The 23,569-nt window shown below is 69.8% G+C and carries 22 protein-coding genes, 1 tRNA gene and 1 pseudogene; 11 read left to right on the top strand and 13 right to left on the bottom strand.

What is annotated here, in order from left to right:
* Positions 1-4 precede the first annotated feature (4 nt).
* The gene (locus ABGB12_RS01790; protein ID WP_347673956.1) at positions 5-1,543 is read left to right on the top strand and encodes an AMP-binding protein; all 1,539 of its coding nucleotides are present in this window, start codon (positions 5-7) and stop codon (positions 1,541-1,543) included.
* 33 nt (positions 1,544-1,576) lie between these two features.
* On the opposite strand, the gene ABGB12_RS01785 is transcribed toward ABGB12_RS01790, so the two are convergent.
* Entirely contained in the window at positions 1,577-1,999 is a 423-nt protein-coding gene (locus ABGB12_RS01785) for a nuclear transport factor 2 family protein (RefSeq protein ID WP_347673954.1), read from the bottom strand.
* 65 nt (positions 2,000-2,064) lie between these two features.
* Here ABGB12_RS01785 and ABGB12_RS01780 point away from each other — a divergent pair, with 65 nt between their 5' ends.
* The gene (locus tag ABGB12_RS01780; protein WP_347673952.1) at positions 2,065-2,535 is read left to right on the top strand and encodes a MarR family transcriptional regulator; all 471 of its coding nucleotides are present in this window, start codon (positions 2,065-2,067) and stop codon (positions 2,533-2,535) included.
* A 24-nt stretch (positions 2,536-2,559) separates the two neighbouring features.
* Here ABGB12_RS01780 and ABGB12_RS01775 read toward each other — a convergent pair whose 3' ends face one another.
* Complete coding sequence (locus tag ABGB12_RS01775) at positions 2,560-2,730, bottom strand: hypothetical protein (protein ID WP_347673951.1); 171 nt, start codon at positions 2,728-2,730, stop codon at positions 2,560-2,562.
* A gap of 86 nt (positions 2,731-2,816) precedes the next feature.
* The gene (locus tag ABGB12_RS01770; protein ID WP_347673949.1) at positions 2,817-3,992 is read right to left on the bottom strand and encodes a phospholipase D-like domain-containing protein; all 1,176 of its coding nucleotides are present in this window, start codon (positions 3,990-3,992) and stop codon (positions 2,817-2,819) included.
* Between the two features lie 154 nt (positions 3,993-4,146).
* Here ABGB12_RS01770 and ABGB12_RS01765 point away from each other — a divergent pair, with 154 nt between their 5' ends.
* The gene (locus ABGB12_RS01765) at positions 4,147-4,530 is read left to right on the top strand and encodes an RNA-binding S4 domain-containing protein (protein ID WP_347673948.1); all 384 of its coding nucleotides are present in this window, start codon (positions 4,147-4,149) and stop codon (positions 4,528-4,530) included.
* Positions 4,531-4,796: 266 nt separating this feature from the next.
* Here ABGB12_RS01765 and ABGB12_RS01760 read toward each other — a convergent pair whose 3' ends face one another.
* On the bottom strand, positions 4,797-6,611 hold the full coding sequence (locus ABGB12_RS01760) for an ABC transporter ATP-binding protein (RefSeq protein WP_347673946.1): 1,815 nt from the start codon (positions 6,609-6,611) through the stop codon (positions 4,797-4,799).
* Between the two features lie 387 nt (positions 6,612-6,998).
* Here ABGB12_RS01760 and ABGB12_RS01755 point away from each other — a divergent pair, with 387 nt between their 5' ends.
* The 5 genes from ABGB12_RS01755 to ABGB12_RS01735 all read left to right on the top strand — a co-directional run bounded on the left by ABGB12_RS01755 (position 6,999) and on the right by ABGB12_RS01735 (position 13,026).
* The gene (locus ABGB12_RS01755) at positions 6,999-7,616 is read left to right on the top strand and encodes a helix-turn-helix domain-containing protein (RefSeq protein ID WP_347673944.1); all 618 of its coding nucleotides are present in this window, start codon (positions 6,999-7,001) and stop codon (positions 7,614-7,616) included.
* Between the two features lie 40 nt (positions 7,617-7,656).
* Positions 7,657-8,940, top strand: coding sequence for an acyl-CoA dehydrogenase family protein (locus tag ABGB12_RS01750; RefSeq protein WP_347673942.1), 1,284 nt, complete (start codon positions 7,657-7,659; stop codon positions 8,938-8,940).
* Between the two features lie 232 nt (positions 8,941-9,172).
* A complete protein-coding gene (locus ABGB12_RS01745; protein ID WP_347673940.1) occupies positions 9,173-10,906 on the top strand; it encodes an AMP-binding protein in 1,734 nt (577 codons plus the stop codon).
* Between the two features lie 45 nt (positions 10,907-10,951).
* Positions 10,952-11,374, top strand: coding sequence for a hypothetical protein (locus tag ABGB12_RS01740; RefSeq protein ID WP_347673939.1), 423 nt, complete (start codon positions 10,952-10,954; stop codon positions 11,372-11,374).
* A gap of 98 nt (positions 11,375-11,472) precedes the next feature.
* Positions 11,473-13,026: an IS200/IS605 family accessory protein TnpB-related protein gene (locus tag ABGB12_RS01735; protein ID WP_347673937.1), complete on the top strand. Its 1,554-nt coding sequence runs from the start codon at positions 11,473-11,475 to the stop codon at positions 13,024-13,026.
* Between the two features lie 216 nt (positions 13,027-13,242).
* On the opposite strand, the pseudogene ABGB12_RS01730 reads toward ABGB12_RS01735, so the two are convergent.
* The 3 genes and pseudogenes from ABGB12_RS01730 to ABGB12_RS01720 form a co-directional block, all read right to left on the bottom strand.
* Positions 13,243-13,433, bottom strand: a pseudogene (locus ABGB12_RS01730) (NUDIX domain-containing protein); the annotation flags it as partial.
* 245 nt (positions 13,434-13,678) lie between these two features.
* Positions 13,679-13,755: transfer RNA gene (locus tag ABGB12_RS01725), tRNA-Lys, on the bottom strand.
* Positions 13,756-14,049: 294 nt separating this feature from the next.
* Positions 14,050-14,853 (bottom strand): enoyl-CoA hydratase, encoded by an 804-nt coding sequence (locus ABGB12_RS01720; protein WP_347673936.1) that lies wholly within the window; start codon positions 14,851-14,853, stop codon positions 14,050-14,052.
* Between the two features lie 260 nt (positions 14,854-15,113).
* On the opposite strand from ABGB12_RS01720, the gene ABGB12_RS01715 reads away from it, so the two are divergent.
* Positions 15,114-15,938: a hypothetical protein gene (locus tag ABGB12_RS01715; protein WP_347673935.1), complete on the top strand. Its 825-nt coding sequence runs from the start codon at positions 15,114-15,116 to the stop codon at positions 15,936-15,938.
* Positions 15,939-15,945: 7 nt separating this feature from the next.
* Here the strand turns inward: ABGB12_RS01715 and ABGB12_RS01710 are convergent, their stop codons facing one another.
* Positions 15,946-16,518 (bottom strand): hypothetical protein, encoded by a 573-nt coding sequence (locus tag ABGB12_RS01710; protein ID WP_347673934.1) that lies wholly within the window; start codon positions 16,516-16,518, stop codon positions 15,946-15,948.
* Positions 16,519-16,701: 183 nt separating this feature from the next.
* On the opposite strand from ABGB12_RS01710, the gene ABGB12_RS01705 reads away from it, so the two are divergent.
* The gene (locus ABGB12_RS01705; protein WP_347673932.1) at positions 16,702-17,622 is read left to right on the top strand and encodes a hypothetical protein; all 921 of its coding nucleotides are present in this window, start codon (positions 16,702-16,704) and stop codon (positions 17,620-17,622) included.
* A 193-nt stretch (positions 17,623-17,815) separates the two neighbouring features.
* Positions 17,816-19,024, top strand: a complete 1,209-nt coding sequence (locus tag ABGB12_RS01700) for a cytochrome P450 (RefSeq protein WP_347673930.1) — start codon at positions 17,816-17,818, stop codon at positions 19,022-19,024.
* Positions 19,025-19,026: 2 nt separating this feature from the next.
* Here ABGB12_RS01700 and ABGB12_RS01695 read toward each other — a convergent pair whose 3' ends face one another.
* From ABGB12_RS01695 to ABGB12_RS01675, 5 genes are read right to left on the bottom strand one after another with little or no spacing between them, the layout of a single operon-like run.
* Entirely contained in the window at positions 19,027-20,241 is a 1,215-nt protein-coding gene (locus ABGB12_RS01695; RefSeq protein WP_347673929.1) for a cytochrome P450, read from the bottom strand.
* Positions 20,238-20,816 carry an ATP/GTP-binding protein gene (locus ABGB12_RS01690; RefSeq protein WP_347673927.1) on the bottom strand — a complete coding sequence of 193 codons (579 nt, stop codon included), beginning with the start codon at positions 20,814-20,816 and terminating at the stop codon, positions 20,238-20,240. Before ABGB12_RS01690 ends, ABGB12_RS01695 begins: the two co-directional genes overlap by 4 nt.
* A gap of 1 nt (position 20,817) precedes the next feature.
* Complete coding sequence (locus ABGB12_RS01685; RefSeq protein ID WP_347673925.1) at positions 20,818-21,177, bottom strand: DUF742 domain-containing protein; 360 nt, start codon at positions 21,175-21,177, stop codon at positions 20,818-20,820.
* Positions 21,174-21,599: a roadblock/LC7 domain-containing protein gene (locus ABGB12_RS01680; RefSeq protein WP_347673923.1), complete on the bottom strand. Its 426-nt coding sequence runs from the start codon at positions 21,597-21,599 to the stop codon at positions 21,174-21,176. The genes ABGB12_RS01685 and ABGB12_RS01680 overlap by 4 nt, the downstream gene beginning before the upstream one ends.
* Before the next feature lie 17 nt (positions 21,600-21,616).
* Positions 21,617-23,203, bottom strand: coding sequence for an ATP-binding protein (locus tag ABGB12_RS01675; RefSeq protein ID WP_347673921.1), 1,587 nt, complete (start codon positions 23,201-23,203; stop codon positions 21,617-21,619).
* Positions 23,204-23,569 lie beyond the last annotated feature (366 nt).

Genomic DNA, 23,569 nt, shown 5'->3' with positions numbered 1-23,569 from the left:
CCCCGTGACCATCGGCCTGCTCGTCCACCGCGCCGCCGCCCGCTTCGGCGACCGCCCCGCCGTGCTCGGCCCGGACGGCGTCCGCGGCTTCGCCGAACTCGCCGACCGCGCGACCCGGCTCGCCCGCGGCCTGCTCGGCCTCGGCCTGTGCCCCGGGGACCGGGTCCTGGAACTCCAGCCCAACAGCTGCGCGCTGCTGGAATGCGACCTCGCCCTGGCGCTCGCCGGACTGGTCCGCGTACCGCTGAACCCCCGCCTCGGCCCCGCCGAGTGGGAACGCATCGCCGACGACTGCGGCGCGAGCGCACTGCTCTACGACGCGCGCTTCACCGAGGCGACCGAGGCGCTGCGCGGCGGGCTCGGCGCCGCACGTACCGTCGTCACCGGTGACGGCCCCGGGCACCGCCTGGACGAGCTCATCGCGAAGAACTCCGGCGCCAGGCTCGCCGTGGGCGCCTCCCCCGACGACCTGGTGGGGCTGGCCTACTCCTCGGGGACGACCGGCCGCCCCAAGGGCGCGATGCGCACCCACCGCAACCGCGTCTCCTCGGCCCTGGCCATGACCCACGAGGTCCTCGGCGGCCCGCCCGCCCCCGGCTCGGTCTACCTGCACGCCGGTCCCGCCATCCACACCAGCGGCCTGTTCACCCTGCCGTTCCTCATGGCGGGCGCCCCTCAGGTGATGCTCGACCACGCCGACGCCGAGCGGATCCTCGCGGCCGTCGACGAGTACCGGGTCACCCACACCGCCCTCGTCCCCACCATGGTCGACCGCCTGGCCCACGCCGCGGCCGCGCCGCCGCCCTCGCTGCGCCTGCTCGCCTACGCCGGCGCCCCCATGCCCGCCGAGCACATCCGCCGGGCGAGCGACCGCCTGACCCCGCACCTGGTGCAGTACTACGGCCTGGTGGAGGCGATGCCCCCGCTCACCGTGCTCGACGAGGACGACCACGCCCGGGGCCTGTCCGCCGACCCACGTCTGCTGACGTCGGCGGGCCGCGTCTGCCTGGCCGTCGACCTGCGCGTCGTGGACGAGGAAGGCGACCCGGTACCCGACGGCGAGTCCGGTGAAGTGGTCGTCTGCGGAGACCCCGTGACCCCCGGCTACTTCAACGCCGACAAGCGCGACGACCTCGGCAAGTCCTTCCTGAACGGCTACCTGCGCACCGGCGACGTCGGCCACCTCGGAGACGGCGGACGCCTGTGGCTGACCGACCGCAGGAACGACATGATCATCACCGGCGGCTACAACGTCTACCCCCGCGAGGTGGAGGAAGCGGTCACCCGCGTCGGCGGAGTGGCGGACGCGGCGGTGGTCGGCCTGCCGGACCCGCAGTGGGGCCAGCGCATCACCGCCGTCTACACCTGCCTCGAGGGACATGACGTCGAGTCGGCGAAGGTCCTGGAGCACTGCCGTGCCGCCCTGCCCGCCCACAAGCGTCCCAAGAACGCCCACCGGGTCACCGACCTGCCGCTGAACGCCACCGGGAAGATCAGCCGCCGCGAGGTCGCCCGCCGCCTGGAATCCGGCGAGCCCTGGTGAGATGAGCCCCGGTGAAAGCGGCTCCTCCCGGGTTCACCGAAGCGGTTCGTAGCAGTCGTAGTTGCGCTGCGCGGTGATCAGCCCGTCGTGGAACTCCAGGAACGTCGCGATGTGCGCCCGCAGGACATGTCCCGCGGGGAGCGCGCCGAGGGGCCGGGCCAAGGTGCCCGTCCAGCGGACCTCGAGAGCGACGGTGTCGCCCGTCGCGACCGCGTTGAGCACCTCGAACGTCTGGTCGCTCAGCCTTTCCCGGCCCGCCTCCGCCCCTTGGAGGATCGCCGCCAGATCGCGGACCGCGCCGTCGGGGAACAGGGCGTTGGGGAGTTCGCGGTGGACGGCGTCCGGAGTGAAGAACGCGGCGAGTTCCGCGCCCGTCGCGCCCTTCGCGACGGCCTCGTGGTAGGCGACCGCTCTCTCGACGTTGCGCTCTGCGGTGCCGTCCGTGAAGCTTTCCATGACCACGACCATAGGCGTACGGCGAACAGAGCACAACCATGGTTGTGTAATTCGGGAGGGGGACCATGGAGCTCCCCGGGGGCCTGGACATCGGCAGCCTGGCGCTCTTCGTCGGCTTCGCGGCGGCCGAACGCGTCAGGGAGGGCATGGCCGGGGAGGGGTACGGTGACCTGCGCTTCTCCCACGGGTACGTCTTCCAGCACCTCATCGAGGAGGAGCCCGCGATCTCCGAGCTCGCGGCCCGCCTGGAGATGACCCAGCAGGGGGCTTCGAAGGTGGTGGCCGAGCTGGAGGGCCGGGGCTACGTGGAACGTTTCCCCAGCCCCTCCGACGCTCGGGTCCGCCGGGTGCGTCTCACCTCGCGGGGAAGGGACGCGGTCGCCGCGGCTCGCCGGATCCGGGCCGGCCAGGAGGAGGCCCTGGCCGCCGAGTACGGCGCGGAGCGTCTGGCCGAGGCGCGTGCGCTGCTCGTCGGGCTCCTCGAGACACTCGGCGGCGCCGAGGCCGTCAGACGGCGCAGCGTGTCTCCCCCGTAAGGGGCGGAGCCGGTCGGCGCGGGGTCAGGCGGAGCGGCGCAGCTCGCGGCGGGCGCGGTCGGCCAGTTCGTAGATCTTCGCTTCGGTCTCGCGCAGGTCGACCTCGGCCTTGGCGGTCCGGGCCGCCGCGGCGCGCTCGCGACGGGTGGGCTCGTAGGGGCGCTGCTTCCGGGCGAACTTCTTGAAGAGCTTCATGCATGATCAATGCCCGACCTTGAGCGGGAACATGCCGAAATGTGGTCGGGCTCTCACTCTCCGGCACGGTGACCGGTACGAAGCCCTCAGGCGAACGGATCCGTCCCAGGGGCGGGCACGCTCGCCTTCTCCCACTCAGGACACCTCAGGTAGGGCCCGTCGTCGAAGTTCTCCTCGTACTGACGGTGCACCCGCGGGTCGACGATCCGCAGCAGGGTCTCGTCGTTGTTCCTCAGCGCGGCCCGCCCGTAGTTGTGGCTTCCGGTGAACACCACCTTCTGCCCGATCCTTCCCTCGAACGTCCCGGCACCAGTCGAGATCGCCATGTACTTGGAGTGGACGGTCATGGCTCCCGAACATCTCCTGACCCCCGAGAGCCGGCCCTGGAACAGGTCGCTCACCTCCGTGCTCAGCCGCCGGAAGGCGAGATGCACCCGGCAGCCCTGGTCCTGCAGTGAGACGAGCTTCTCCGCCAGCTCGGTCCGGTTGAACAGCAGGGCCGTCACCCGGATCCGCGTCGGCCGCGCGGGGTCGGGGCTGCACCGGAGCGCGTCGAGCTCCTGGACCAGCATGTCGGGCCCCTGGTAGGGATTGGTGTAGAGCCGGTACGGGCCGCTCTCGCTCATCTGGTACTCGTCGTCGTCCGGAGGCGTCGTCCGCCCGATCCCCGTCTCCAGTCGCCGGAAATAGTCGTCATAAAGCCGGTACAGCCCTGCATCGGCCGCAATATAGGCATTGTTCCAGAACTTGATCCGGTCGTGATAGGTGAGATTCGCGGAACTCTGGACAACGACATTCCTGCTCGTCCCCACCTGAGAGAAGAGAATGAACTTGTTGTGGTTGATCCCCGTCCCGAGGCAGCCCCATCCCTGAACGCACTGGGCGGCCCAGGACTCCTTGCCGGGCTCGTACTCCCCGAGTGCGCCGACGAGCTTGGAGTGGATCGCCTCGGACCCGGTGTCCGCCGCGTGGTTCATCAGGACCTTGACCCGGACCCCGCGCTCGTGGGCTCTGAGCAGGGCGTCCTTGACGGCCTCCTCCCGCCAGGCGTAGATCGCGACCTTGATCTCGGCTCCGCCCGGAGTGTGCCGGATGAGGGTGAGCAGGCGGTCCTGGATGGTGTTCTCCTCTCCCGTTCCCGCCGCCGAGGGCCGATTGAAGACCGCACCTTCCGGTACCGCGTATCCCGCGGAGGCGGCCCCGCTTCCAACCCACCAGAAAACCAGAACAAATGCCCAGAAAACCCTTGGCGGGAATGCCATCTCACCCCTTTCTCCGACGGCAAGGGACTCCACGCTAAAACAAGACCGCTGCTTTTTCCGTGACTCCAAGGACACAGCCCGGTGTGCCCCGAGGACGCCGCGGCCGCCCGGAAACGTTTGGTGCGGACGATCGGGCAGCGCCTACAGTGGCTCCATGGCAGAAGAGCCGGTAAGCGCCCGAGTCGACACCTGGCTGTGGTCGGTCCGTCTGACCAAGACCCGCTCCCTGGCCTCCGAGGTCTGCCGGGCCGGCCACGTCAAGGTCAACGGCACCCGCGTCAAGCCCGCCCGCACGGTCAAGCCGGGCGACGAGATCCACTTCCGCCACGACGGCCGCGACCGCGTCGTCGTCGTCACCCGTGCCATCACCAAGCGGGTGGGCGCCCCCGTCGCCGCCGAGTGCTACATCGACAAGAGCCCGCCGCCTCCCCCCAAGGAGGCGATGCTCGGCGTCCCCGTCCGCGACCGCGGCGCGGGCCGCCCCACCAAGCGCGAACGCCGCAGCATCGAGAAGCTCTTCGGCCGCCCCACCGCCTGAACCGCCGTCCGCGCCGCGAAGGCGGAACCCGTGAACAGGCCGAATCACAGAGATACGTGAACGTTTATTTAAGCGGTGATCGCCGCTATGATCTCGCGTGCCCGGGGGCCTCCCCGCCCCCGGGATTTCACCGACCCTCCCGTTCGCAGCCCTGCCCCGCCACCCGTGAGAACGGCCATGTCCTCATGAATGAGCGGTCCGGCAGGCCTCCGACTCCTTCCCGAGGACCCGAACCACTCGAGGAGGCACCCCGTACCGGGTGACGGTCAGGACGCGGCGGCGGCAGGGGCGTCGTCGTCATCGGGGAGGAAGCCGCCGGACTGGTGGTGCCAGAGGCGGGCGTAGGGGCCCCGCGCCTCGAGGAGTTCACGGTGCGAGCCCTGCTCGACGACGCGTCCGCGGTCGAGGACCACGAGGCGGTCCATGCGGACGACGGTGCTCAGGCGGTGCGCGACGACCAGGGCGGTCCGGCCCTGCATCAGACGCCACAGGGCCTCCTGGACGAGGATCTCGCTCTCGGAGTCCAGGGCGCTCGTCGCCTCGTCGAGCAGCAGGATGGGGGCGTCCCGCAGGATGGCGCGGGCGAGTGCGACCCGCTGCCGCTGCCCTCCCGACAGTTTGACGCCGCGCTCCCCGACCAGCGTGTCCCATCCGGAGGGCAGGGTCTCGGCGAACTCGGTGACGTGCGCCGCCCGCGCGGCCCGCAGCACCTCGGCGTCGGTGGCGTCCGGCCGGGCGAAGGCGATGTTGTCCCGGATCGACCGGTGGAACATCGCCGGCTCCTGCGGGACGTAGGCGATCAGGCTGCGCAGGTCCCGCTGGCGCACCCGCGCGATGTCCTGACCGCCGATGAGGATCCGGCCGCCGTCGACGTCCATGAGCCGGAGCAGCAGCCGGGTCAGGGTGCTCTTGCCGCCGCCCGAGCGGCCCACGAGCCCGATCTTCGACCCGCTGGCGATGTCCAGGTCGAGCCCGTCGAACAGGGCGGACGCGCCGCCGTGCGCGAACCGGACCTGTTCGAAGCGGACCGCCGCGTCGGCCGGCCGCAGCGGTTGGGGATCGTCCGGGTCGACGACGGCGGGCGGCTCCAGCAGCAGCTCGGTGAACTGGGAGGCCTCGGTCAGCGTGCTCTCCATGCGCCGGTACACCTGGTTGAACTCGAACATGATCCGGATCGCGTTCGAGTAGTACGCGAACGTCACCACGATGGCCTCGGCCCCGAGCCCTCCGCGCAGCGCCACCGCCAGCAGCAGCCCCACCACGCTGGTGAGGACCGACATGGGGGCGACGATGGCGTCGACCCGCAGGTTCCCGTAGTCCCACGACCGCAGCGACAGCCGGTTCTGCTCGACCAGCCTCTCCCGGTACTCGGCGGCCTCCCTCTCCTCGGCCGCGAACGCCCGCACGGACTCCATGTTGGTCAGGATGTCGGCGACATGCCCCGACACCCGTACCTTCACGGCCTCCCGGGCGTTCACCAGCGCCTGCCTCCGCCGGATGAACGGCGTCACCATCAGTCCGGTGACCACGATGAGGCCCACGAGCACCAGGACCAGCAACGGGTCGTAGTGCCACAACACCACCGAGGCGAACAGCACCGGGATCACGTTGGCCATGATCGAGAAGACGAGGATGCCGGTGAAGTCCTCGAATCCTCCGGAGAACCCCAGGACCCGCTTGGTCAGCGACCCGGCGAAGGAGTCCTGGAAGAACGCCGCGTCCTTGGCCAGCAGCGCGTCCATCCCCTGCACGCCGAGCCGCTCGACGCCCCGGGCGTCGGTCCGGTTGAGGAAGTGCAGCCCGATCCGCCACAGCACCTCCCCGGCGAGCAGCATCCCGCCGAAGCCGAGCACATACGGCAGCAGCTCGCCCGCAGAGCCCTCGCCGTCCCCGGCCAGCCGCCCCACGAGCGCCGCCACGAACAGCGGAGCCAGATAGAACAGGCAGACATTGCCCAGCGCCGGAAGCGTCAGCGCGGGCAAAGCCACCCGCCACTGGCGCCTCATCTCCTCGAGATACCGGCGCAGCGCCAGCAGCACCGCCCTCTTCCGGACGGATCTGGTCCCCCCGGCCTCCGCCATCAGCCCTCCCCATAGCCGCCACCCCCATGCTGCCCCCGCCCCGCAGCCCCGGTCGACTCCTTTAGGGACGAACACCGGCCTGCGGAACACAGCACTATCCGGCGGAGAGAGGTCGTGGAGCCGGCCCGGGCTCCTCGCTCAGGAAGGCGAGGGCCCGGGACGGCCGGGCGCGTGCCGTGTTCGTCCATGACCGGGCGCGGTGCTCGACGGTCCGGCATCAGTAGCTGAAGGTGGTCGCGCCCTCGTCGCCGATCCACTCCCACCTGGGAATGCACTCGCACCAAATATCGCCGGTCGGTGCACGACGCGCCGATCGCCGCAGGCTCGGGGCCGGCGGCGTGAACGCGGCCGTCACGGACGCGCCGCGCATGAAGTAGAACTGTCGCCATGTCCACCCCCGTGCCCGATGCCCTGATCAGCGCGGCCGAGCGGCTCTTCGCCGAGCGCGGCTCCGACGCCGTCAGCCTGCGGGAGATCAACACCGCGGCCGGTTCCACCAACGCCAGCGCGATCCAGTATCACTTCGGCGGCCGAGGGGGGCTCATCATGGCGGTGCTCGAGAAGCACGAGGTCCACATCGAGCGCCGCCGGCACGAGATGCTGGACGCCTACGAGGCGAACGGCGACGCCGGGTTCCGCACGCTGTGCGCCACGCTGGTGGAACCGCTCGCCGCCGAGCTCGCGACCGACGGAGGGCCCGGCTACCTGCAGCTGATCGCAGACCTCTACAACCAGCCCGACCCGAAGTTCGACCTCGACGCCATGGAGGACCGGATGTCGAGCTACGTGCGCTGGCGGGCCCTCGCGCTTCCGCTGCTGAGCCCCGAGGCGGTCCGGCTGCACCGCCGGTTCGACGCCACCCGGTTCGCGGCCTCGGAGCTGGCGCGCCGTGCCCGGACGGGACGACGCGACCACCGGCTCTTCATCAGCCAGCTCACCGACCTCGTCGCGGCGCTGCTGAGCGCACCCGTCTCGGACGAGACCCGGCGACTCCTCAAATGTTAGGGTCAATGCACTCGCATTATAGGGACCGGGGAGTGCTGCCATGGCCTGGGATTTTCACACTGAACCGGAGTTCCAGGAGAAACTGGACTGGATCCAGCGGTTCTGCGAAGAGAAGGTCGAACCGCTGCACCACGTGTTCCCCCACGCCGTCCGCCTGCCGGATCCGGTGGTGAAGGCCTACGTCAGGGAACTGCAGCAAGAGGTCAAGGACCAGGGGCTGTGGGCGCTGTTCCTTGACGAGGAGCTCGGCGGTCCCGGCCTCGGGCAGCTGAAGCTGGCCCTGGTCAACGAGATCCTGGGCCGGTACCCGGCCGCGCCGCAGCTGTTCGGCGCCGCCGCGCCCGACACCGGGAACATCGAGATGCTCGCCGCCTACGGCACCGAGGAGCAGAAGAAGCGGTGGCTCGAACCGCTCCTGAACCAGGAGATGTTCTCCGCTTACTCGATGACCGAACCCCAGGGCGGATCCGACCCGAACCTGTTCAGAACCCGCGCCGTGCGCGACGGCGACGAGTGGGTGATCAACGGCGAGAAGTGGTTCACCTCGGCCGGGGGAGTGGCCGACCTCCTCTTCGTGATGTGCACGAACGGCATGTTCGTGGTGCCGCGCAAGACGCCGGGCGTCGAGATCATGCCGGAGCCCCGCAACCACAACCACATCGTCTACCGGGACGTCCGGGTGCCTCTCGACCACCTCCTCGGCCCCGAGGACGGCGCCAGAACGCTGGCCCAGCGCCGGCTGGGAGGCGGCCGCATCCACCACGCGATGCGCACGATCGCCCAGTGCAAGCTGGCTCTCGACATGATGTGCGAGCGGGCGTTGTCGCGCGAGTCGCACGGGGCGGTCATCGCCGAGCACCAGATGGTGCAGGAGAAGATCGCCGAGTCGTACGTGAAGCTCAAGATGTTGCGGCTCTACGTGCTGGAGACCGCGTGGAAGATCGACCGGACCTCGACGCGTGAGGCCCGCACCGACATCGCCGGGGTGAAGTTCACCATGGCGCGGGTGCTGCGCGAGATCTCCTTCGACGCCCTCCACATCCACGGCTCCCTCGGCACCACCGACCTCACTCCTCTCCGTGACATGTACGCGTCCGCGCCCACGATGGGTCTGGCCGACGGCCCCGACGAGGTGCACAAGGCCACCGTCGCCCGCCGGCTGCTCAAGGACCACCGGCCCCACGAGGGCCACTTCCCCCGAGAGTTCCTCCCCTACAGGCGGGAGCAGGCGTGGGAGAAGATGCAGCCGGTCTTCGCCGACCGGCCCGAGCTGGCCAAGGCCGCGGAGAACTGGAAGAAGTTCTTCGCGGCCCGCCGCTCGTAGCCGCATACCGGCCCGCCGACGGCCACGGAGACGACGATGGGCACACCGGCCGACGACATCGCCAAAGGCTCCGCAGGGCTCGGCGCGTGACAGGAGCGCCCGAAGGAGAAGCGGCACCGGTCGCCGTCTGTTGCCTGGGTCACATTATCCCGTAATCTTCAATGCAGGTGCATTCGGACATCCGTGGACGTCCAGAGCTGTGCCGCTCGATGCGAAGGCCCAGGGAGGAACTATGAAAGTGCCGGGTTCCAACGGTCCGCTGACGCGCGAGACGGAGCCTGCGATGCCGTGGCCGGAGGTGGAGGCGACGCTCACCGCTCCCGGGAAGATGTTCGAGATCGCGGAGGCGGAGGTGCGCGGGGCGCGATTGCGCGTGTGGAAGAACGCGCCGGCCAGCCTGCGGGATCTGCTCGAGATATCGCGGCTGCACGGCGACAAGACGTTCCTCGTGTACGAGGACGAGCGGACCACGTTCGAGGAGCACTTCCGGCAGGTCGCGGCGCTCGCGCACCGTTTGATGGAGCACTACGGAGTGCGCAAAGGTGACCGCGTCGCGATCGCGATGCGCAACTTTCCGGAGTGGTCGGCGGCGTTCTGGGCCGCTGCCGCGGTCGGCGCCGTCGTCGTGCCGCTGAACGCGTGGTGGGCCACGCCGGAGCTGGTGTACGGGCTCACCGACTCCGGTTCGAAGGTCGTGTTCGTCGACGGCGAGCGGCTCGACCGGCTCGTGCCCGAACTCGCGGAACTGGACCTGGCGGTGGTGGTCGCGCGTGCGGAAGGCGAGGTGCCGGACGGCGTCGCGCGGTACGAGGACGTGCTCGGCGAGGTGCCGGACGGCGTCGCGCTGCCCGCGGTGACGCTCGAGGCCGAGGACGACGCCACGATCTTCTACACATCGGGTACGACCGGCGCACCCAAGGGTGTGCTCGGCACGCACCGCAACATCTGCGGCAACCTCCTTTCGCTCGCGTACGCGCGGGAAGCCGCGGCGCTGCGGTCGGGGACGTCGGCGGGCGGGTCCGCCCCCGACACTTCGCAGCCGTCGTACCTGCTGTCGGTGCCGTTCTTCCACGCGACCGGCTGCCACTCGGTCCTCGTCGCGAACCTCGCGGCCGGCGGGAAGCTCGTGCTGATGCACAAGTGGGACCCCGAGCGCGCGCTGGAGCTGATCGAGCGCGAGCGGGTGACGACGTTCGGCGGCGTGCCGACGATGGTGTGGCAGGTCCTGCAGTCGCCGGATTTCGGCAGGCGCGACACCTCCAGCGTCACCTCCGTCGGGTACGGCGGCGCGCCGGCGCCTCCGGAGCTGGTGCGGCGGATCGAGGAATTGCTGCCGGGACGGATACCGAGCAACGGTTACGGGCTGACGGAGACATCGTCGGTGACGACCGTGAACGTCGGGATCGACTACCTGCGCAGGCCGGACAGCGTCGGCCGCCCCGTGCCGGTGGTCGACGTGCGGGTCGTCGACCACGACGGCCGCGCGCTGCCGGCAGGGGAGGTCGGCGAGCTCTGGATCCGCGGGCCGAACGTCGTGAGGGGATACTGGAACAGGCCCGAGGCGACCGCGGCGGCCATCACCGACGGCTGGCTGCGCTCCGGCGATCTCGCGCGCCTCGACGACGAGGGCCTCGTGTACATCGTCGACCGCGCGAAGGACATGCTGATCCGCGGCGGCGAGAACGTGTACTGCGCGGAGGTCGAGGCCGCGCTGTTCGAGCACCCCGCGGTGTACGACGCCGCCGTGATCGGGATCCCGCACCGGGAGCTCGGCGAGGAGGTCGGCGCGGTCGTCCGCCTCAAGGAGGACGCGTCGGCGTCGGCGGACGAGCTGCGCCGACACGTCGGGGAGCGGCTGGCGGCGTTCAAGGTGCCGGTGAAGGTGTGGTTCGTCGACGACGAGTTGCCGCGCAACCCCGCCGGCAAGCTGCTCAAGCGTGAGCTGCGCGACCTCCTGCTCGGTTGAGCCGGCGCGGTTCCGCCCTGTGGCACGGATCCTCTTCGCAAGGACGTGGCGTTCGCCGTCCGGTCGGGAGGAGCCTCAGGAGATGGTCCAGTCGGGTTGGAGGAGGTCGGCTACTCGCACGGGATTGCCGAGAAGGGCGGCCTCGCGGAACTGGAGGAGGATGGCACCCGTGGGTGCGTGAATGGTGGTGCCGGGGCCGAGGCGCATCTGCAGGAGTGGGCCCTGAGGGGTGTCGAGGAAGTGGACGGCGTCGTCGGCGGTCAGACGGGCCAGGGGTATGAGCTGTTGCCGGTTTGGTGTTCAGGAGCGTCCGTGAGGTTTCTCTGGTCGTCTGTGGCCTCGTCCGTGGACCTCGCGGCGTATCCCGTGGGGCCGGTCTCGGCGGCCGGGTGTCGGTCGCTGGTCTCTCCGGATGCTGGAAGGAGGGGTTTCCGGGTTTCCCGTCCGTGCCCGCCGCACCGGGGGTAGGTTGTCTCGCGGTCACACCCGGTGACCTAGGGCAGGTGGGAAGGGGTGCGGTATGCCGGTGATCCACGACTGCCGCTCTGCTTCGCGGACGGCCCGGCATGGCTGAGCGAGTGGGGCCGCTGCGGCCGGTCACCCCGCCGTTCGTCGTCGCACAGCCCCAGGGCGTGTCGGTCCGCACCCGTCTCAAGGGCCTCACCTCCCGGGACGAGGAGGTGCTGCGCCGGGTGGGTGCGCATCTGGGGTCGTTGGCGGGCCGTGATCTGGCCGTCCGCTGCGCTGACGGCCTGGCCCACACCCCGCAGCGGTGGGCCGAGCGCAAACGGAACCTGACCGGCCAGTCCTCCTCGCGGTGGGCGGGGGCGATCACCAAGGCCACCCACGACCAGTGGGCGCTGTCCCGGCGCTCCCAGGCCGCCCACCTGACCGGCCTGGACGCCGCCATCGACACGATCGGCCGTCGTCTGGCCCTGCCCCTGGGCGAGAAGGGGAACAAACGCGCCCCGGGCGGGTATCGGTCGCGGAGTGAGTGGTTCGCCAAGTCCCGCCGCCTGGCCGTGCTGAAGGAACGCCGCCAGAAGGTCGCGGCCGACTTCGCCGCCGGGCGGGTACGCGTGGTGCGCGGCGGCCGCGCTCTGGCCCGCACCCGCCACCACCTGCGGGAAGCCGGCCTCACCGCCGAGCGGTGGCGGAAGCGGTGGCAGGCGGCCCGCTGGTTCCTGTCGGCCGACGGCGAGAGCGGCAAGCGGTACGGCAACGAGACCCTGCGCATCACCCCCGACGGGCAGCTCAGCCTCAAACTCCCCGCACCCCTGACCGGCCTGGCCAACGCCCCCCACGGCCGGTACGTCCTGGCCGCGAAGGTGTCCTTCGCGCATCGGGGCGGGGAGTGGGCGGACCGGGTGGAGGCCGACCGGGCCGTGGCCTACCGCCTGCACCTGGACGCCGACCGGGGCCGCTGGTACGTGGACGCTTCCTGGCAGCGCCCGCCCGTGCAGATCCTGCCCCTGGAGGCGGCGAGATCGGCCGGGGTGGTGGCGGTGGACACCAACGCCGACCATCTGGCCGCCTGGCGGCTGGACGTCCACGGCAACCCGATCGGCACGCCGGAACGCTTCGACTACGACCTGTCGGGCACCTCCCAGCACCGGGACGCCCAGGTGCGGCACGCCCTGACCCGGCTGCTGCACTACACCCGCCGCAGTGGCGCGAGAGCGATCGCGATCGAGGACCTGGACTTCACCGAGGCCACCACCCGCGAGAAGCACGGCCGCAACCGCCGCTTCCGCCAGGTCATCTCCGGCATCCCCACCAGCCGGTTGAAGGCCCGCCTGGTCTCGATGGCCGCCGAGCACGACCTCGCCGTGGTCGCGGTGGATGCGGCCTACACCAGCGTGTGGGGAGCCCAGCACTGGCAGCGGCCGACCAGCACTCCCACCCGTAAGACGACCCGGCACGAGGCCGCGAGCATCGTGATCGGCAGACGCGCCCTGGGACACGGCGCCCGGCGTCGGACGGCACCACCCCCACACCACCGGAGTGATGGTGCGGGGCATCGGACCGCCCAGGCCGAACGCCGCGTCCCAGGGCGCGAGGGAACCCGCCCCACCCGCAAGGCTGCACAGACGCGATCCGCGCAGCCGCCGGGTGCGTGAAAGCAGGGGACCAGCCTGTCCAGCACCGTTCGGGGCAGGCCGCTGATCACAGGGACACTCCTGGACAGTGTTGAGGAACGGTATGTGGTGGACCGAGCGGACTTCGTCGGGGTTCGGGACGAAGGGGCCGAGGGCGTCCGGGATCGCGACGATCGGGCTGATGGCGAATCCGGAGAAGGCGGGGAAATCGTCGAGGCGGCCCAGGAGGTCGGTCGGGGCGAGGGCGACGCGGAGTTCTTCGTGGAGTTCGCGCAGGGCGGTCTGCTCCACCGTCTCCCCGGGTCTCTTCGTCCGCAGGGCAGGGCCCATTGCCCGGCGTTGCGGCCGCGCAGGGCGCGGCGGATCAGCAGGACACAGGGCTCGCCGTCCTGCTCGGTGACGCAGATGACGACGGCGGCACGACGCATACCGGGACTGTCACCGATCTCGACGTGACCGAACTTCGTCAGGCCCTGGGCTATGCGCCGCCGTGTTTCCATCATGTGGAACATTGTCCACCTACGCCTGGATCGGCCCCGGCGTCCTGGCGAGGATGGGACGGAGCGTCTCGGCATGGGCTTCGCCATGCAAAGCCCTGTCGGGGTACCGGGAGCCCGCTCAGAACAAAACCGACCAGCGCGTTCCCGATGATCAAGAACGCGCTGGTCAGAGATGGTGCGCCGCCAGGGACTCGAACCCCGGACCCGCTGATTAAGAGTCAGCTGCTCTAACCAACTGAGCTAGCGGCGCGGGTTGTGTCAGGGGCGGCTTGCGCCCCTTTCGACATGAGAACAGTACCAGGAGGCGGGGATGTGCGCGAACCGGTAATCGGGGGAAAGGATCTCAATCGGGCACGTCGAAGACGTGATCATGAAAGGGGAGTCCGGTGAAGAATCATCAGCTGGCGAGCATGGGGATGGGGCTGGCCATGGGGGGCGCGGTGGGCTTGTCCGCAGGGAACCCGGGACTCGGTGTCGGGGTGGGGGTCGCGATGTGGCTGGCGGCCTCGGCGGGGTCGGGAAGGCGGGCAGGGAGCCCGGCGGGCTAATCGGTGAAGTTCGGGGGGCGGGAGTCCTTGCGGGCGCGGATGGACTCCTCGAAGTTACGGGTGGTCAGGCGGACGAGGAGTTGGGCGGTTCCCTCGTGCTCCAGGTGGGACTGGAGGCCCGCGGTGTCCAGGCTGGACCAGAGCATGCGCTTGGTGAGCTCGACGCCCAGGCGGCTGTAGGCGGCGATGCGGGAGGCCAGGGCGTAGCACTCCTCCAGGAGGTCCTCGGCGGGGACGGCGCGGGAGACCAGGCCGATCCGTTCGGCCTCGGCGGCGCTCACGTCGCGGCCGGAGAGCATGATCTCGAAGGCGCGGGAGGCGCCGATGGCACGGGGGAGCAGGTAGGACAGGCCCAGTTCGGCGGCGGTGAGGCCGTTGTTGATCCCGGCGGCGCGGAAGCGGGCGGTCTCGGAGGCGAGGCGGATGTCGGTGGCCAGGGCCAGGCACATCCCGCCGCCGATGGCGGGGCCGTTGATCGCGCCGATGACGGGCTGGTGGGCCTTGCGCAGGGCGAGGACGACGTCCTCCAGCTCCTCCATGGCGCGCCGGGCGATGGACGGGAGGGTGAGGCCGTCGATGTCGGGGAGGGGGCCGGGGTCCTCCAGGTCGGCGCCGGAGCAGAATCCGTCGCCCGCGCCGGTCAGGACGATGACGCGGACGTCGTTGTCGCGGCTGACGCGCTCGATCGTCTCCCGGAGCGGGATCATGACGTCGAAGGCCATGGCGTTCCTGCGCTCGGGCCGGTTCATGGTGATCAGCGCGACGTGCTCGCGGGGCCGGTCCAGCAGAACGAAGCTCATGCCCGCGAAACTAGAACACGTTCTACACGGGTGGCAAGGTGCTGCCGCCTTTCGCTTCGGTCGCGTTCCGGCACCGAATGCCGGCCGATTCAGCCCGGTGCCGTCCTGAATCCTGCGTTTCCCTTCAGGGCGGTGCCTCACCGAGTGGCGACCCGATACCAACTCGGCATAAGACGTGATATTTCTCGAAAAAGTTGATTACGATCCTGCATCGAACCGGTAAGTTCTCAGGGGTGGGAGGGGCTATCTGGAAATCGGTGATGTGCGTCGGAGCGCTGGCCGGAGCGGCGGGGCTGGGGGCGGCGGCGGTCGCGTGCGGGCGGAGGCGTTCGGAGCGGGTTCCGTCGCTGGGGCGGTGGATCGCCGGGGCGGGCTCGGGCTGCGTCAAGGACCTGGCCGTCCATCTGGGCGGAGAGTACGTCGAGAACGCGCCGAACGCCGGCATCGTCCCCACCCTTGACGTGCTCGAAGGGCCGGGCTGCATCCCCGACCGGGTGGATCCGCTGGTGCGGGAGTTCTACGAGCACACCGGCCGGTTCGCCTTCGACGTCGAGCCGCGGTGGAGGCCGGGCACGAGGCTGGGCAACCTCCTGTACCGCGTGCTCGTCGCGAGGCCGCTCTCCAGGGCGGACGTCCCGATGAACCAGCGGGAGGCGCAGCGCGGAGTGCGGGGGAGGATCCACACCGTCAATCTCCCCGACCACCAGCTCCGCGGATGGCTCAGGGCGCACTCCGACACCGGCGAACCCTTCCACGTCGGCATCTACACCACCTACCGGCAGTCCGGACGCGGCTATGTGGGCGTCGGCTTCCCGCTTCCGCGCGGCGCGTTCACCGCCACGCTGGTCCCGCTGACGCGGGAGGACGGCGGCCTGACGCTCACCAGCGAAAGCGCTCTCGCGCACCCCGGCCACCACCTGACGTACGAGGACCCCGGCACCGGGGGGCTCATCACGAAACCGGTGAAGCGCCTCTCCGAACGTCTGGACGTCTACGTCCGGAACGGCGGGCTGGAGGCCGACCATTTCTTCGAGTTCTTCGGCGTCCCCTTCCTCCACCTGCACTACCGGATGAGGCGCAAGTGATCCCGCGTCACCAAAGGTTGGTGCGCATCAGGACGAGCTTGCCGGTGGTCTCGTAGATGAGGACTTCGAAGGCCTTGCGGCACTCGTTGACGAGGCCGGCGGTCCCCTCTTTCACGGCCCGCTCGGGGTTCCGGGTGAGCAGGATGAAAGCGGCCTGGTAGAGGACGACCGTCTTGCGCGGGACGGGCTCCGGCAGGAGGTGCTGGAACTCGTGCAGCACGGCCCTGCCGCCCTGGACGGGCCGGCTCTTCAACGTCCCCGCCGACAGGGTGGAGACGCCCTTCAGCCGCCCGGCGCCGAGTTCGTCCTTCTCGTGGATGTGGCGGTGCAGGCTGCGTGTGCCCCTGCGGTGCCCGCCGGTGAGGTCGTCCGTGATGATGACGAGGAAGTCGAAGACGTCCTTGTAGCTGGTCTTCAGCCGCCCGAACACCAGCGGCGTCTGGATGTGGAGCGGCGTCTCCCCCGAAGGCGCGGGTTCGACGGGAAGCGTTCCGGCTCCCGTCTCGGGGCTGAGGTAGCGGCCGTCATCCCGGATGAGGAAGACGTGGTCGTACGTCGTCGGTCCGTCGGCGAAGCCCACAGGAACCTCCCTGAGATTCTCACTAGGAGGTTTTATCGATCACCCGTCCCTGTCAAGCCCGGTGGCGGAGGGCGGCCGGGACCGTCCGGGCGGCGAACTCATGATCTCTATTGACGCCTCTGTATCCGTGAGCGAAACTTTGTCTGCCTTAGTGGAACAGAGTTTCCCTCTATTGGAGGACCCATGCGTCTTCGCGGTCCGGCGGCCACCGCCGCTCTCCTCACCTCCCTCCTGGCCGGCCTCACCGTCGGCCTCCCCGCTCCCGCCTCCGCCGTCGCGGGCGTCTCCCACTACTCGTCGCAGATCGAGAACGACGGGACCGACGTCTACTACCCGTCCGGCGCCACCGGGGAATTGCCCGTCGCGCTGATGCTCCAGGGCGCGCAGGTCCACCGGATGCACTACGCGCAGTACGCGCAGGAGGTCGCCTCGTACGGCTTCATCGTCGTGGTGCCCAACCACAAGCGGCTGCTCTTCTTCGACAACGACTACTACGCCTCGCAGAGCCAGCCCGCCGAGACCCTGGACTGGATGGACGACGAGAACGCGAACACCTCGTCGCCGCTGCGGGGCAGGATCGACACCGACACGCTGGTGCTGCTCGGCCACTCCTTCGGCGGCGCGACGGGCCTGGCCGTCTCCGAGAGCACGTGCGTCACCCCGTTCTGCACGAGCCTGACCTACACCATGCCTCCGGAGGTCAAGGCCGGCTCGTTCTTCGGCACGAACAACAAGCTGCCGGGCATCGGGCTCTTCCCCGAGGTCGACAACCTCATCCCCGTGCAGCTCGTCCAGGGCACCGCCGACGGCGTGGCGCTCCCGGCCGACGCCGAGACCACCTACGGCAGGATCAAGGACGAGCCGAAGCAGATCGTGCGGCTGTCCGGCGCCAACCACTACGGCATCACGGACGCGCAGAACCCTTCGGGCGCCGACCCCGACGGCTCGGTCCAGACGATCACCCAGGCCCAGAGCATCCAGACCTCCGCGCGCTGGGCCGCGCGGTTCCTCAAGGCGGCGCTGGGCGACGCCTCCGCGGCGGACTACGTGTGGTCGACGGGTGACGCCTCCGACCCGCTGGTGACCGTCACCGGAGCCCAATAACCCTGACAATTCGGACAATTAGGTGGTTTTGGCGATTCTGTCAGTTCCGCCGGGTCCGGTCGACATGGCCCGCCGTGTAGGAGAGTGATGACACATCGCTCGACACGGCGGGTCGATTTGGTTTAGATCTTGATCATTAAGGTTGATCTCTTTAGGGTGGTATTGGCAAAATGCGCCTTCTGAGAGGTTTATTATGGGGTCTGAAATACCCGATATTCTGTCCGCCGAATTCGCCGCCGACCCCTACCCGGCGTACAAGATCCTGCGTGACGAGGCTCCCCTGTACCACCACGAGGCGATGCAGTCCTACATCGTCTCCCGGTACGAGGACGTCGAGCGGGTCTTCAAGGACCAGGTCTTCACCACGGCCAACTACGACTGGCAGCTGGAGCCGGTGCACGGCAAGACCATTCTCCAGCTGAGCGGCCGCGAGCACTCCGTCCGGCGGGCGCTGGTCGCCCCGGCGTTCCGGGGAAGCGAACTGGAGGAGAAGTTCCTCCCCGTCATCGAGAAGAACGCCTCCGAGCTCATCGACGGCTTCCGCTCCGCCGGGTCCGTCGAGCTGGTCTCGCAGTTCGCCAACCGCTTCCCCATCAGCGTCATCGTGGACATGCTCGGCCTCGACAAGTCCGACCACGACCGCTTCCAGAAGTGGTACACCTCGATCATCGCCTTCCTCGGCAACCTCTCCCAGGACCCGGACGTGGCCGCGGCCGGAGTGCGCACCAAGGAGGAGTTCGCCGAGTACATGATCCCGATCATCCGGGAGCGGCGCTCGAACCTCGGCGACGACCTGCTGTCCACCCTGGTCACCGCCGAGATCGACGGCGAGACCATGAGTGACGAGGACGTCAAGGCGTTCTGCAGCCTGCTGCTGGCCGCCGGAGGCGAGACCACCGACAAGGCGCTGGCCAGCATGTTCGCGCTGCTCCTGCAGCACCCCGAGCAGCTGGAGGCGGTCCGCGCCGACCGGAGCCTCATCGACCGGGCCTTCGCCGAGTCGCTGCGCTTCTACCCGCCGGTCCACATGATCATGCGGGAGCCCTCGGAGGACGTGGAGATCGCCGGCGGCGTGATCCCGGCCGGCAGCACGGTCACGGCGCTGATCGGCGCGGCCAACCGCGACGAGCGGCACTACAAGGACCCGGACACCTTCAACATCTTCCGGGACGACCTGAACGTCACCAGCGCCTTCTCGGCTGCCGCCGACCACCTGGCGTTCGCGCTGGGCCGCCACTTCTGCGTCGGCGCGCTGCTCGCCAAGACCGAGGTCCAGGTCGCCTCGAACATGCTGCTCGACGCGATGCCCGACATGGAGCTCGAAGAGGGCTTCACCCCGCAGGAGAAGGGCGTGTTCACCCGCGGTCCGGCCGAACTGCGGGTGAGGTTCACCCCCGCGTGACGCTAACCGCGTGAGACGCGCGTGGTGGGCGTGAAGGTGACGGGCAGGGCGAACAGTCCGCGCATCCACAGCGACGGACGCCACTGCAGCTCCTTCACGTCCACCGCGAGGCGGACGTCGGGCAGCCGGTCCAGCAGCACCTCGACCGCCGTCTTGGCCATGATCTCGCCCATCTCGGGGCCCGGATAGGTGCAGCCGTGCTCCCCGTGCCCGAACGACATGTGGGCGCGGTTGGTACCGGTGTCGTGGAAGGACGGCCGGACCTGCGGGTCCCGGTTGGCCGCGGCGAACCCCAGCACCAGCAGGTCGCCCCGGCGGATGCGCCGCCCGCCCAGCTCGCAGTCGTGCACCGCCCAGCGTCCGATGAAGTTCTGGGTCGGGGTGTCCTTCCACAGCACCTCGTTCAGCGCCTGCGCGACGCTGCTGCGCCCGCCCTGGAGGCTGACGGAGAAGTCGTCGTCGATCAGCATCAGCCGCAGCGCGTTGCCGATCCAGTTGCCCGTCGGGGCCTGCGCGGCGGCGAGCACCACCAGCAGGTCGATGACGATCTCCTCCTCGGTGAGCCCCGTCGGGTGCGTCAGCAGCCGGGACGGGACGTCCGGGCCCGGCTGCTCGTGCTTCTCCTTGACCAGCCGCTGCATCCGGGCCTGCACCCGCCCGTAGGCGTCGGCCGCGCCCTCTCCGACGTCCAGGGACTCGGCGATGTCCTGGACGAGGACCGGCACGTCCGCGTCGGGCAGGCCGAAGATCTTCGCCAGGACGTAGAGCGGCATGATCGTGGCGTACTGCGCGACCAGGTCGGCCTCACCGTTGCCGGCGAAGGTGTCGATGAGAAGGTCCGAGGCCCGTTCGCAGATGGACGTCAGCTCGGTGCGGTCGATGACGTCGAGCGCGTCGCCGATCGCCCCGGCCCTGCGCTGGTGCTCGGCGCCCTCGGCGAACATGACGGAGGGGTTCCAGCCGACGTAGGGCAGCAGCGGCCAGCCCTCGGGGATGTTCGGCCACTGGTTCCAGCGCCGGGAGTCCCGCGCGAACAGCTGCGGGTTGGCGGTGACGTGGTGGACCTCCCGGTAGCCGAGCACGAACCAGGCGGGCACGTCGTCGTCGAGCAGGATCGGCGCGACGCTGCCGTGCCGGCTGCGGATCTCCTCGTACAGCTCGGCGGGGTCGGCGGCGATGTGCGTGCCGTAGAGGCGTACGGGCTCTTCCGCGATCATGGCATGCGCTCCGAAAGACGGGTCAGGTGACGGACCAGCGTGACGAGGACGAACTTGCAGGACTCCCGCAGCCGGGCGTCGCACTCGATCAGGGGCACATCCGGGGAGAGGGAGAGCGCGTCGCGGACCTGGTCGAGACCGGGCCCCTGGTTCTCGAACCGGTTGACCGCCACCACGAACGGCATGCCGTGGTGCTCGAGTCGGTCGATGGCGTACCAGGACTCCTCCAGGCGGCGCGTGTCCACCAGGACGATCGCGCCGAGGCTGCCGGCGAACAGCTGGTCCCACAGGAACCAGAAACGCTCCTGGCCGGGGGCGCCGAAGAGATACAGGATGTTCTCGGCGTTCAGCGTGATGCGTCCGAAGTCGAAGGCGACGGTGGTGGTCCGCTTGTCGCGGACCTGGCCGATGTCGTCGACCCCGACCCCCGCCTGCGTCATGATCTCTTCGGTGCTCAGCGGGCTGATCTCGCTGACGGAGCTGACCAGCGAGGTCTTGCCGACCCCGAAGCCGCCCACGATCACGATCTTCAACCCGGTGGTGGCCGTGCTGCTCAGCGGTGCGCGCGCGACCACGTCAGAGACTCTCGAGTCCAATGAGTACCTGCTTCAGGATTTCCATGTCGGGAAGTTGCGCCTTGCCCGACGGGGGCGCCGGCCGTCTCAGGGACAGCCGTCCGGTGTCGAGCAGATCGCCGACCAGGATCTTCACGACGCTCACGGGGAGGCGGAGTTCGGCGGCCAGCTCCACGATCGCGATGGGCCTCTGGGAGAGTTCGAGGATCCGCACGTGTTCTGACTGCATGCCCGCCGCGGGCTCGAACTCCGCGATGACCAGGCTGACCAGGTCCAGTTCGATGTCGCTGGCGTCGCTCCGGCCGCCTGTCACGGTGTACAGGCGGTCGGGGCTCTCGTCGTCGAGCCGGCGGCGGTTCATGAGACCGGTTCTGGTCCGCGCGGGGCGGCGGTCAGGAAGCCGCCGATCTGCTCCACCAGTTCGTTCATGTTGTGGCCGACGATGCCGACGTCGGCGTCCTCGGCCGCCACGACCGCCAGGTGGGCGCCTGCCCCGGCTCGGACGATCAGCAGCAGCCCGCCCGCGAACTCGACCATGGCCTGGCCGGGCCCGAGCCGGTTGCCGAACTCCGCGGAGGCGCTGAGCGACAGGCTCTGGATGCCCGCCGCGATGGCCGACAGGTGGTCGGCCTTGTCGACGGTCAGGCCGGGGGTGAAGCACATCTTGAGGCCGTCCTTGGACAGCACGAGGATGTGGCGTACGCCGGGGGTCCGCTGCCGGAGGCTCTCCAGCAGCCACTCCAGGGTCTGCTCTGTGGTGCCGGGTGAGTCGATGGTGCTCATATCTGGGAAGCCAGTCCCTATCTGTCGTCCTGAGTTGTAGAGGCGTCTGTGCCCGCCGCTTTGCGGAACGCGGCGAACCGCGCTCCGGTGTCACGGGGTGCCGGAGGGGGCTCGGCCGCGGCGGCGGGCAGGCCGTTGTGCTCGGCCGCCGCCAGGGCCGCGCCCCTGGGGCGCTTGGGCAGCCCGGCCCAGCCTCCGGTCCCGCCGGAGTCGCCGGCGGACGGTGCGGGAGGGTCGGCGGGCAGCGGTGTCATGACCTCTTTGGGGGGAGTGGGGGCGGGCTTCGGCTGGGTGACGAGCTGGCGGGGGATCATCAGGACGACGCCGGTGCCACCGCGGGAGGAGGGCCGGAAGCTCACCGACAGGCCGTACTTGTCGGCGAGCCGGCCGACCACGGCCAGGCCCAGCCGGGTGCCGGCCAGGGTCTTCAGGTCGCTCGGCTCGGTGACCAGGGTCTCGGCGCGCTGGCGTTCGCGCTTGCGCATGCCCAGGCCGCTGTCCTCGATGGTGATGATGACGCCCGCGTCCTCCTCCTCGAGGTAGACGTGGACCTCGCTGCCGTGCGCGGAGAACGTGGTGGCGTTGTCCATGAGTTCGGAGAGGGCGTGCATGACGCCTTCGGCGGCGTAGCCGACGATGGCGGAGTCGCTGGTGGAGTGCAGGCGGACGCGGCGGTAGGCGTTGATGCGGCCCATCGCGCCGCGCAGGATGCTCTCCATGCCGATCGGCTTGGTCCAGCGGCGGCCGGACCGGCCGCCGCTGAGCAGCGCGATGCTGTCGGCGAGCCGGCCGAGCTGGGAGATCCGGTGGTCCAGGTCGAGCAGGTCGGCGAAGATCTTCTCCTCGCCGGCCCCGCCGTAGCGGTGCTGGAGCTCGCGCAGTTCGGCCAGGAGGCTGGTGGTCTGCGCCTGGACGCGGGCCGCCGCGTTGGAGCAGGCGGCCATCGCGGCGGTGCCCCGGCGCTCTCCGGCGACGATCTCCCGGGCGACGGACTCCAGGAGTTCGGCCAGCACGGGGTCGTCGGGCCGGGGGGTGGCGGCGACGGCGGTCTCCAGGGAGGCGTTCTCCTCGCGGATCCTGCGGACGAGCTCGGGCAGGGTCTCCTCGGCGAGCCGGGTGACGTTCTGGTGCACTCCGGTGCCGTTCTGGATCGCGGCGGCGGTCCGCCGCTCGGCGGCGACCAGTTCGCTGGCGGTGGAGTGCAGCAGCCGCTGCAGCTGGAGGTTGGCGGGAGGCCGGGTCTCGGCGAGCAGGAGTTCCAGCGAGACGCCCTCCCTGGCCCGGTGGACCAGGGAGGGGAGGGTCTCCTCGCAGATGCGCTGGAGTTCCTGTTCGGCTCCGGCCAGTTCACTCCTGGCCTGATCGAGCTGCAGGCGGGCCCAGCTCTCCTTGGCGGCGAAGTAGACGGCCAGCGCGCTGGCGAGGCAGAAGGTCAGCGCGGCGGCGCCGCCGGCCCAGCCCGCCACCGGCCTGTCGTCGGTGGAAACGGACATCACCGCCCACAACCAGATCGCCCCGGCGCCCAGGACGCAGACCAGCCAGGTGATCAGGGCCTTCTCCACCGGCGGGCGGGGGGCCCGCGCGGGTCGGGAAGCGTGTGACATCTTTCAGGGTCCTCATCACAGGCTGAAGACGGAAGTAATCGGTGCAGGGAAGCTTGCCTTATTTACGGGTTTGGGCGATACCGTTTGATGTAACTGACGGCATGATGAAAATCCCTCTCCCGGCAACCCTGCTGGACAAACCGCCCATTCCGGTCATTTAGGAACAAACCCAATGGCCAGGGCTGGTCAGCCAGGAGGAATATACAGGTGAGAGATGATTGTTGCTATCTAGCACCCTATGAGAGTTTTGTCGGGGCGAGGTTCGTTCCCCGTCCGGGAGCCCCGGCAGCCTGCGCCCGGACGCGGGGCCGGTGCCGAAGCCCCGCGTCCCGTGCGGAGAGCCGCGACACGGATGACGAGACCGTG

The organism is Actinocorallia sp. B10E7 (genome assembly GCF_039871655.1).
Classification (GTDB): Bacteria; Actinomycetota; Actinomycetes; order Streptosporangiales; family Streptosporangiaceae; genus Actinocorallia.
Note: the sequence above shows the minus strand (reverse complement) of the source record. Positions and strands in the feature narration are given on the sequence as shown.

Excerpts from the sequence above, each read along its gene's own strand:
- ABGB12_RS01720 (WP_347673936.1), bottom strand. The coding sequence starts at position 14,853 with ATGAGCTTCGTTCTGCTGGACCGGCCCCGCGAGCACGTCGCGCTGATC.
- ABGB12_RS01765 (WP_347673948.1), top strand. The coding sequence starts at position 4,147 with ATGGCAGAAGAGCCGGTAAGCGCCCGAGTCGACACCTGGCTGTGGTCG.
- ABGB12_RS01780 (WP_347673952.1), top strand. The coding sequence starts at position 2,065 with ATGGAGCTCCCCGGGGGCCTGGACATCGGCAGCCTGGCGCTCTTCGTC.
- ABGB12_RS01785 (WP_347673954.1), bottom strand. The coding sequence starts at position 1,999 with ATGGAAAGCTTCACGGACGGCACCGCAGAGCGCAACGTCGAGAGAGCG.
- ABGB12_RS01685 (WP_347673925.1), bottom strand. The coding sequence starts at position 21,177 with ATGAACCGCCGCCGGCTCGACGACGAGAGCCCCGACCGCCTGTACACC.
- ABGB12_RS01695 (WP_347673929.1), bottom strand. The coding sequence starts at position 20,241 with ATGATCGCGGAAGAGCCCGTACGCCTCTACGGCACGCACATCGCCGCC.
- ABGB12_RS01755 (WP_347673944.1), top strand. The coding sequence starts at position 6,999 with ATGTCCACCCCCGTGCCCGATGCCCTGATCAGCGCGGCCGAGCGGCTC.
- ABGB12_RS01770 (WP_347673949.1), bottom strand. The coding sequence starts at position 3,992 with ATGGCATTCCCGCCAAGGGTTTTCTGGGCATTTGTTCTGGTTTTCTGG.
- ABGB12_RS01705 (WP_347673932.1), top strand. The coding sequence starts at position 16,702 with ATGCGTCTTCGCGGTCCGGCGGCCACCGCCGCTCTCCTCACCTCCCTC.
- ABGB12_RS01680 (WP_347673923.1), bottom strand. The coding sequence starts at position 21,599 with ATGAGCACCATCGACTCACCCGGCACCACAGAGCAGACCCTGGAGTGG.
- ABGB12_RS01675 (WP_347673921.1), bottom strand. The coding sequence starts at position 23,203 with ATGTCACACGCTTCCCGACCCGCGCGGGCCCCCCGCCCGCCGGTGGAG.
- ABGB12_RS01745 (WP_347673940.1), top strand. The coding sequence starts at position 9,173 with ATGAAAGTGCCGGGTTCCAACGGTCCGCTGACGCGCGAGACGGAGCCT.
- ABGB12_RS01715 (WP_347673935.1), top strand. The coding sequence starts at position 15,114 with ATGTGCGTCGGAGCGCTGGCCGGAGCGGCGGGGCTGGGGGCGGCGGCG.
- ABGB12_RS01735 (WP_347673937.1), top strand. The coding sequence starts at position 11,473 with ATGGCTGAGCGAGTGGGGCCGCTGCGGCCGGTCACCCCGCCGTTCGTC.
- ABGB12_RS01760 (WP_347673946.1), bottom strand. The coding sequence starts at position 6,611 with ATGGCGGAGGCCGGGGGGACCAGATCCGTCCGGAAGAGGGCGGTGCTG.
- ABGB12_RS01700 (WP_347673930.1), top strand. The coding sequence starts at position 17,816 with ATGGGGTCTGAAATACCCGATATTCTGTCCGCCGAATTCGCCGCCGAC.
- ABGB12_RS01775 (WP_347673951.1), bottom strand. The coding sequence starts at position 2,730 with ATGAAGCTCTTCAAGAAGTTCGCCCGGAAGCAGCGCCCCTACGAGCCC.
- ABGB12_RS01750 (WP_347673942.1), top strand. The coding sequence starts at position 7,657 with ATGGCCTGGGATTTTCACACTGAACCGGAGTTCCAGGAGAAACTGGAC.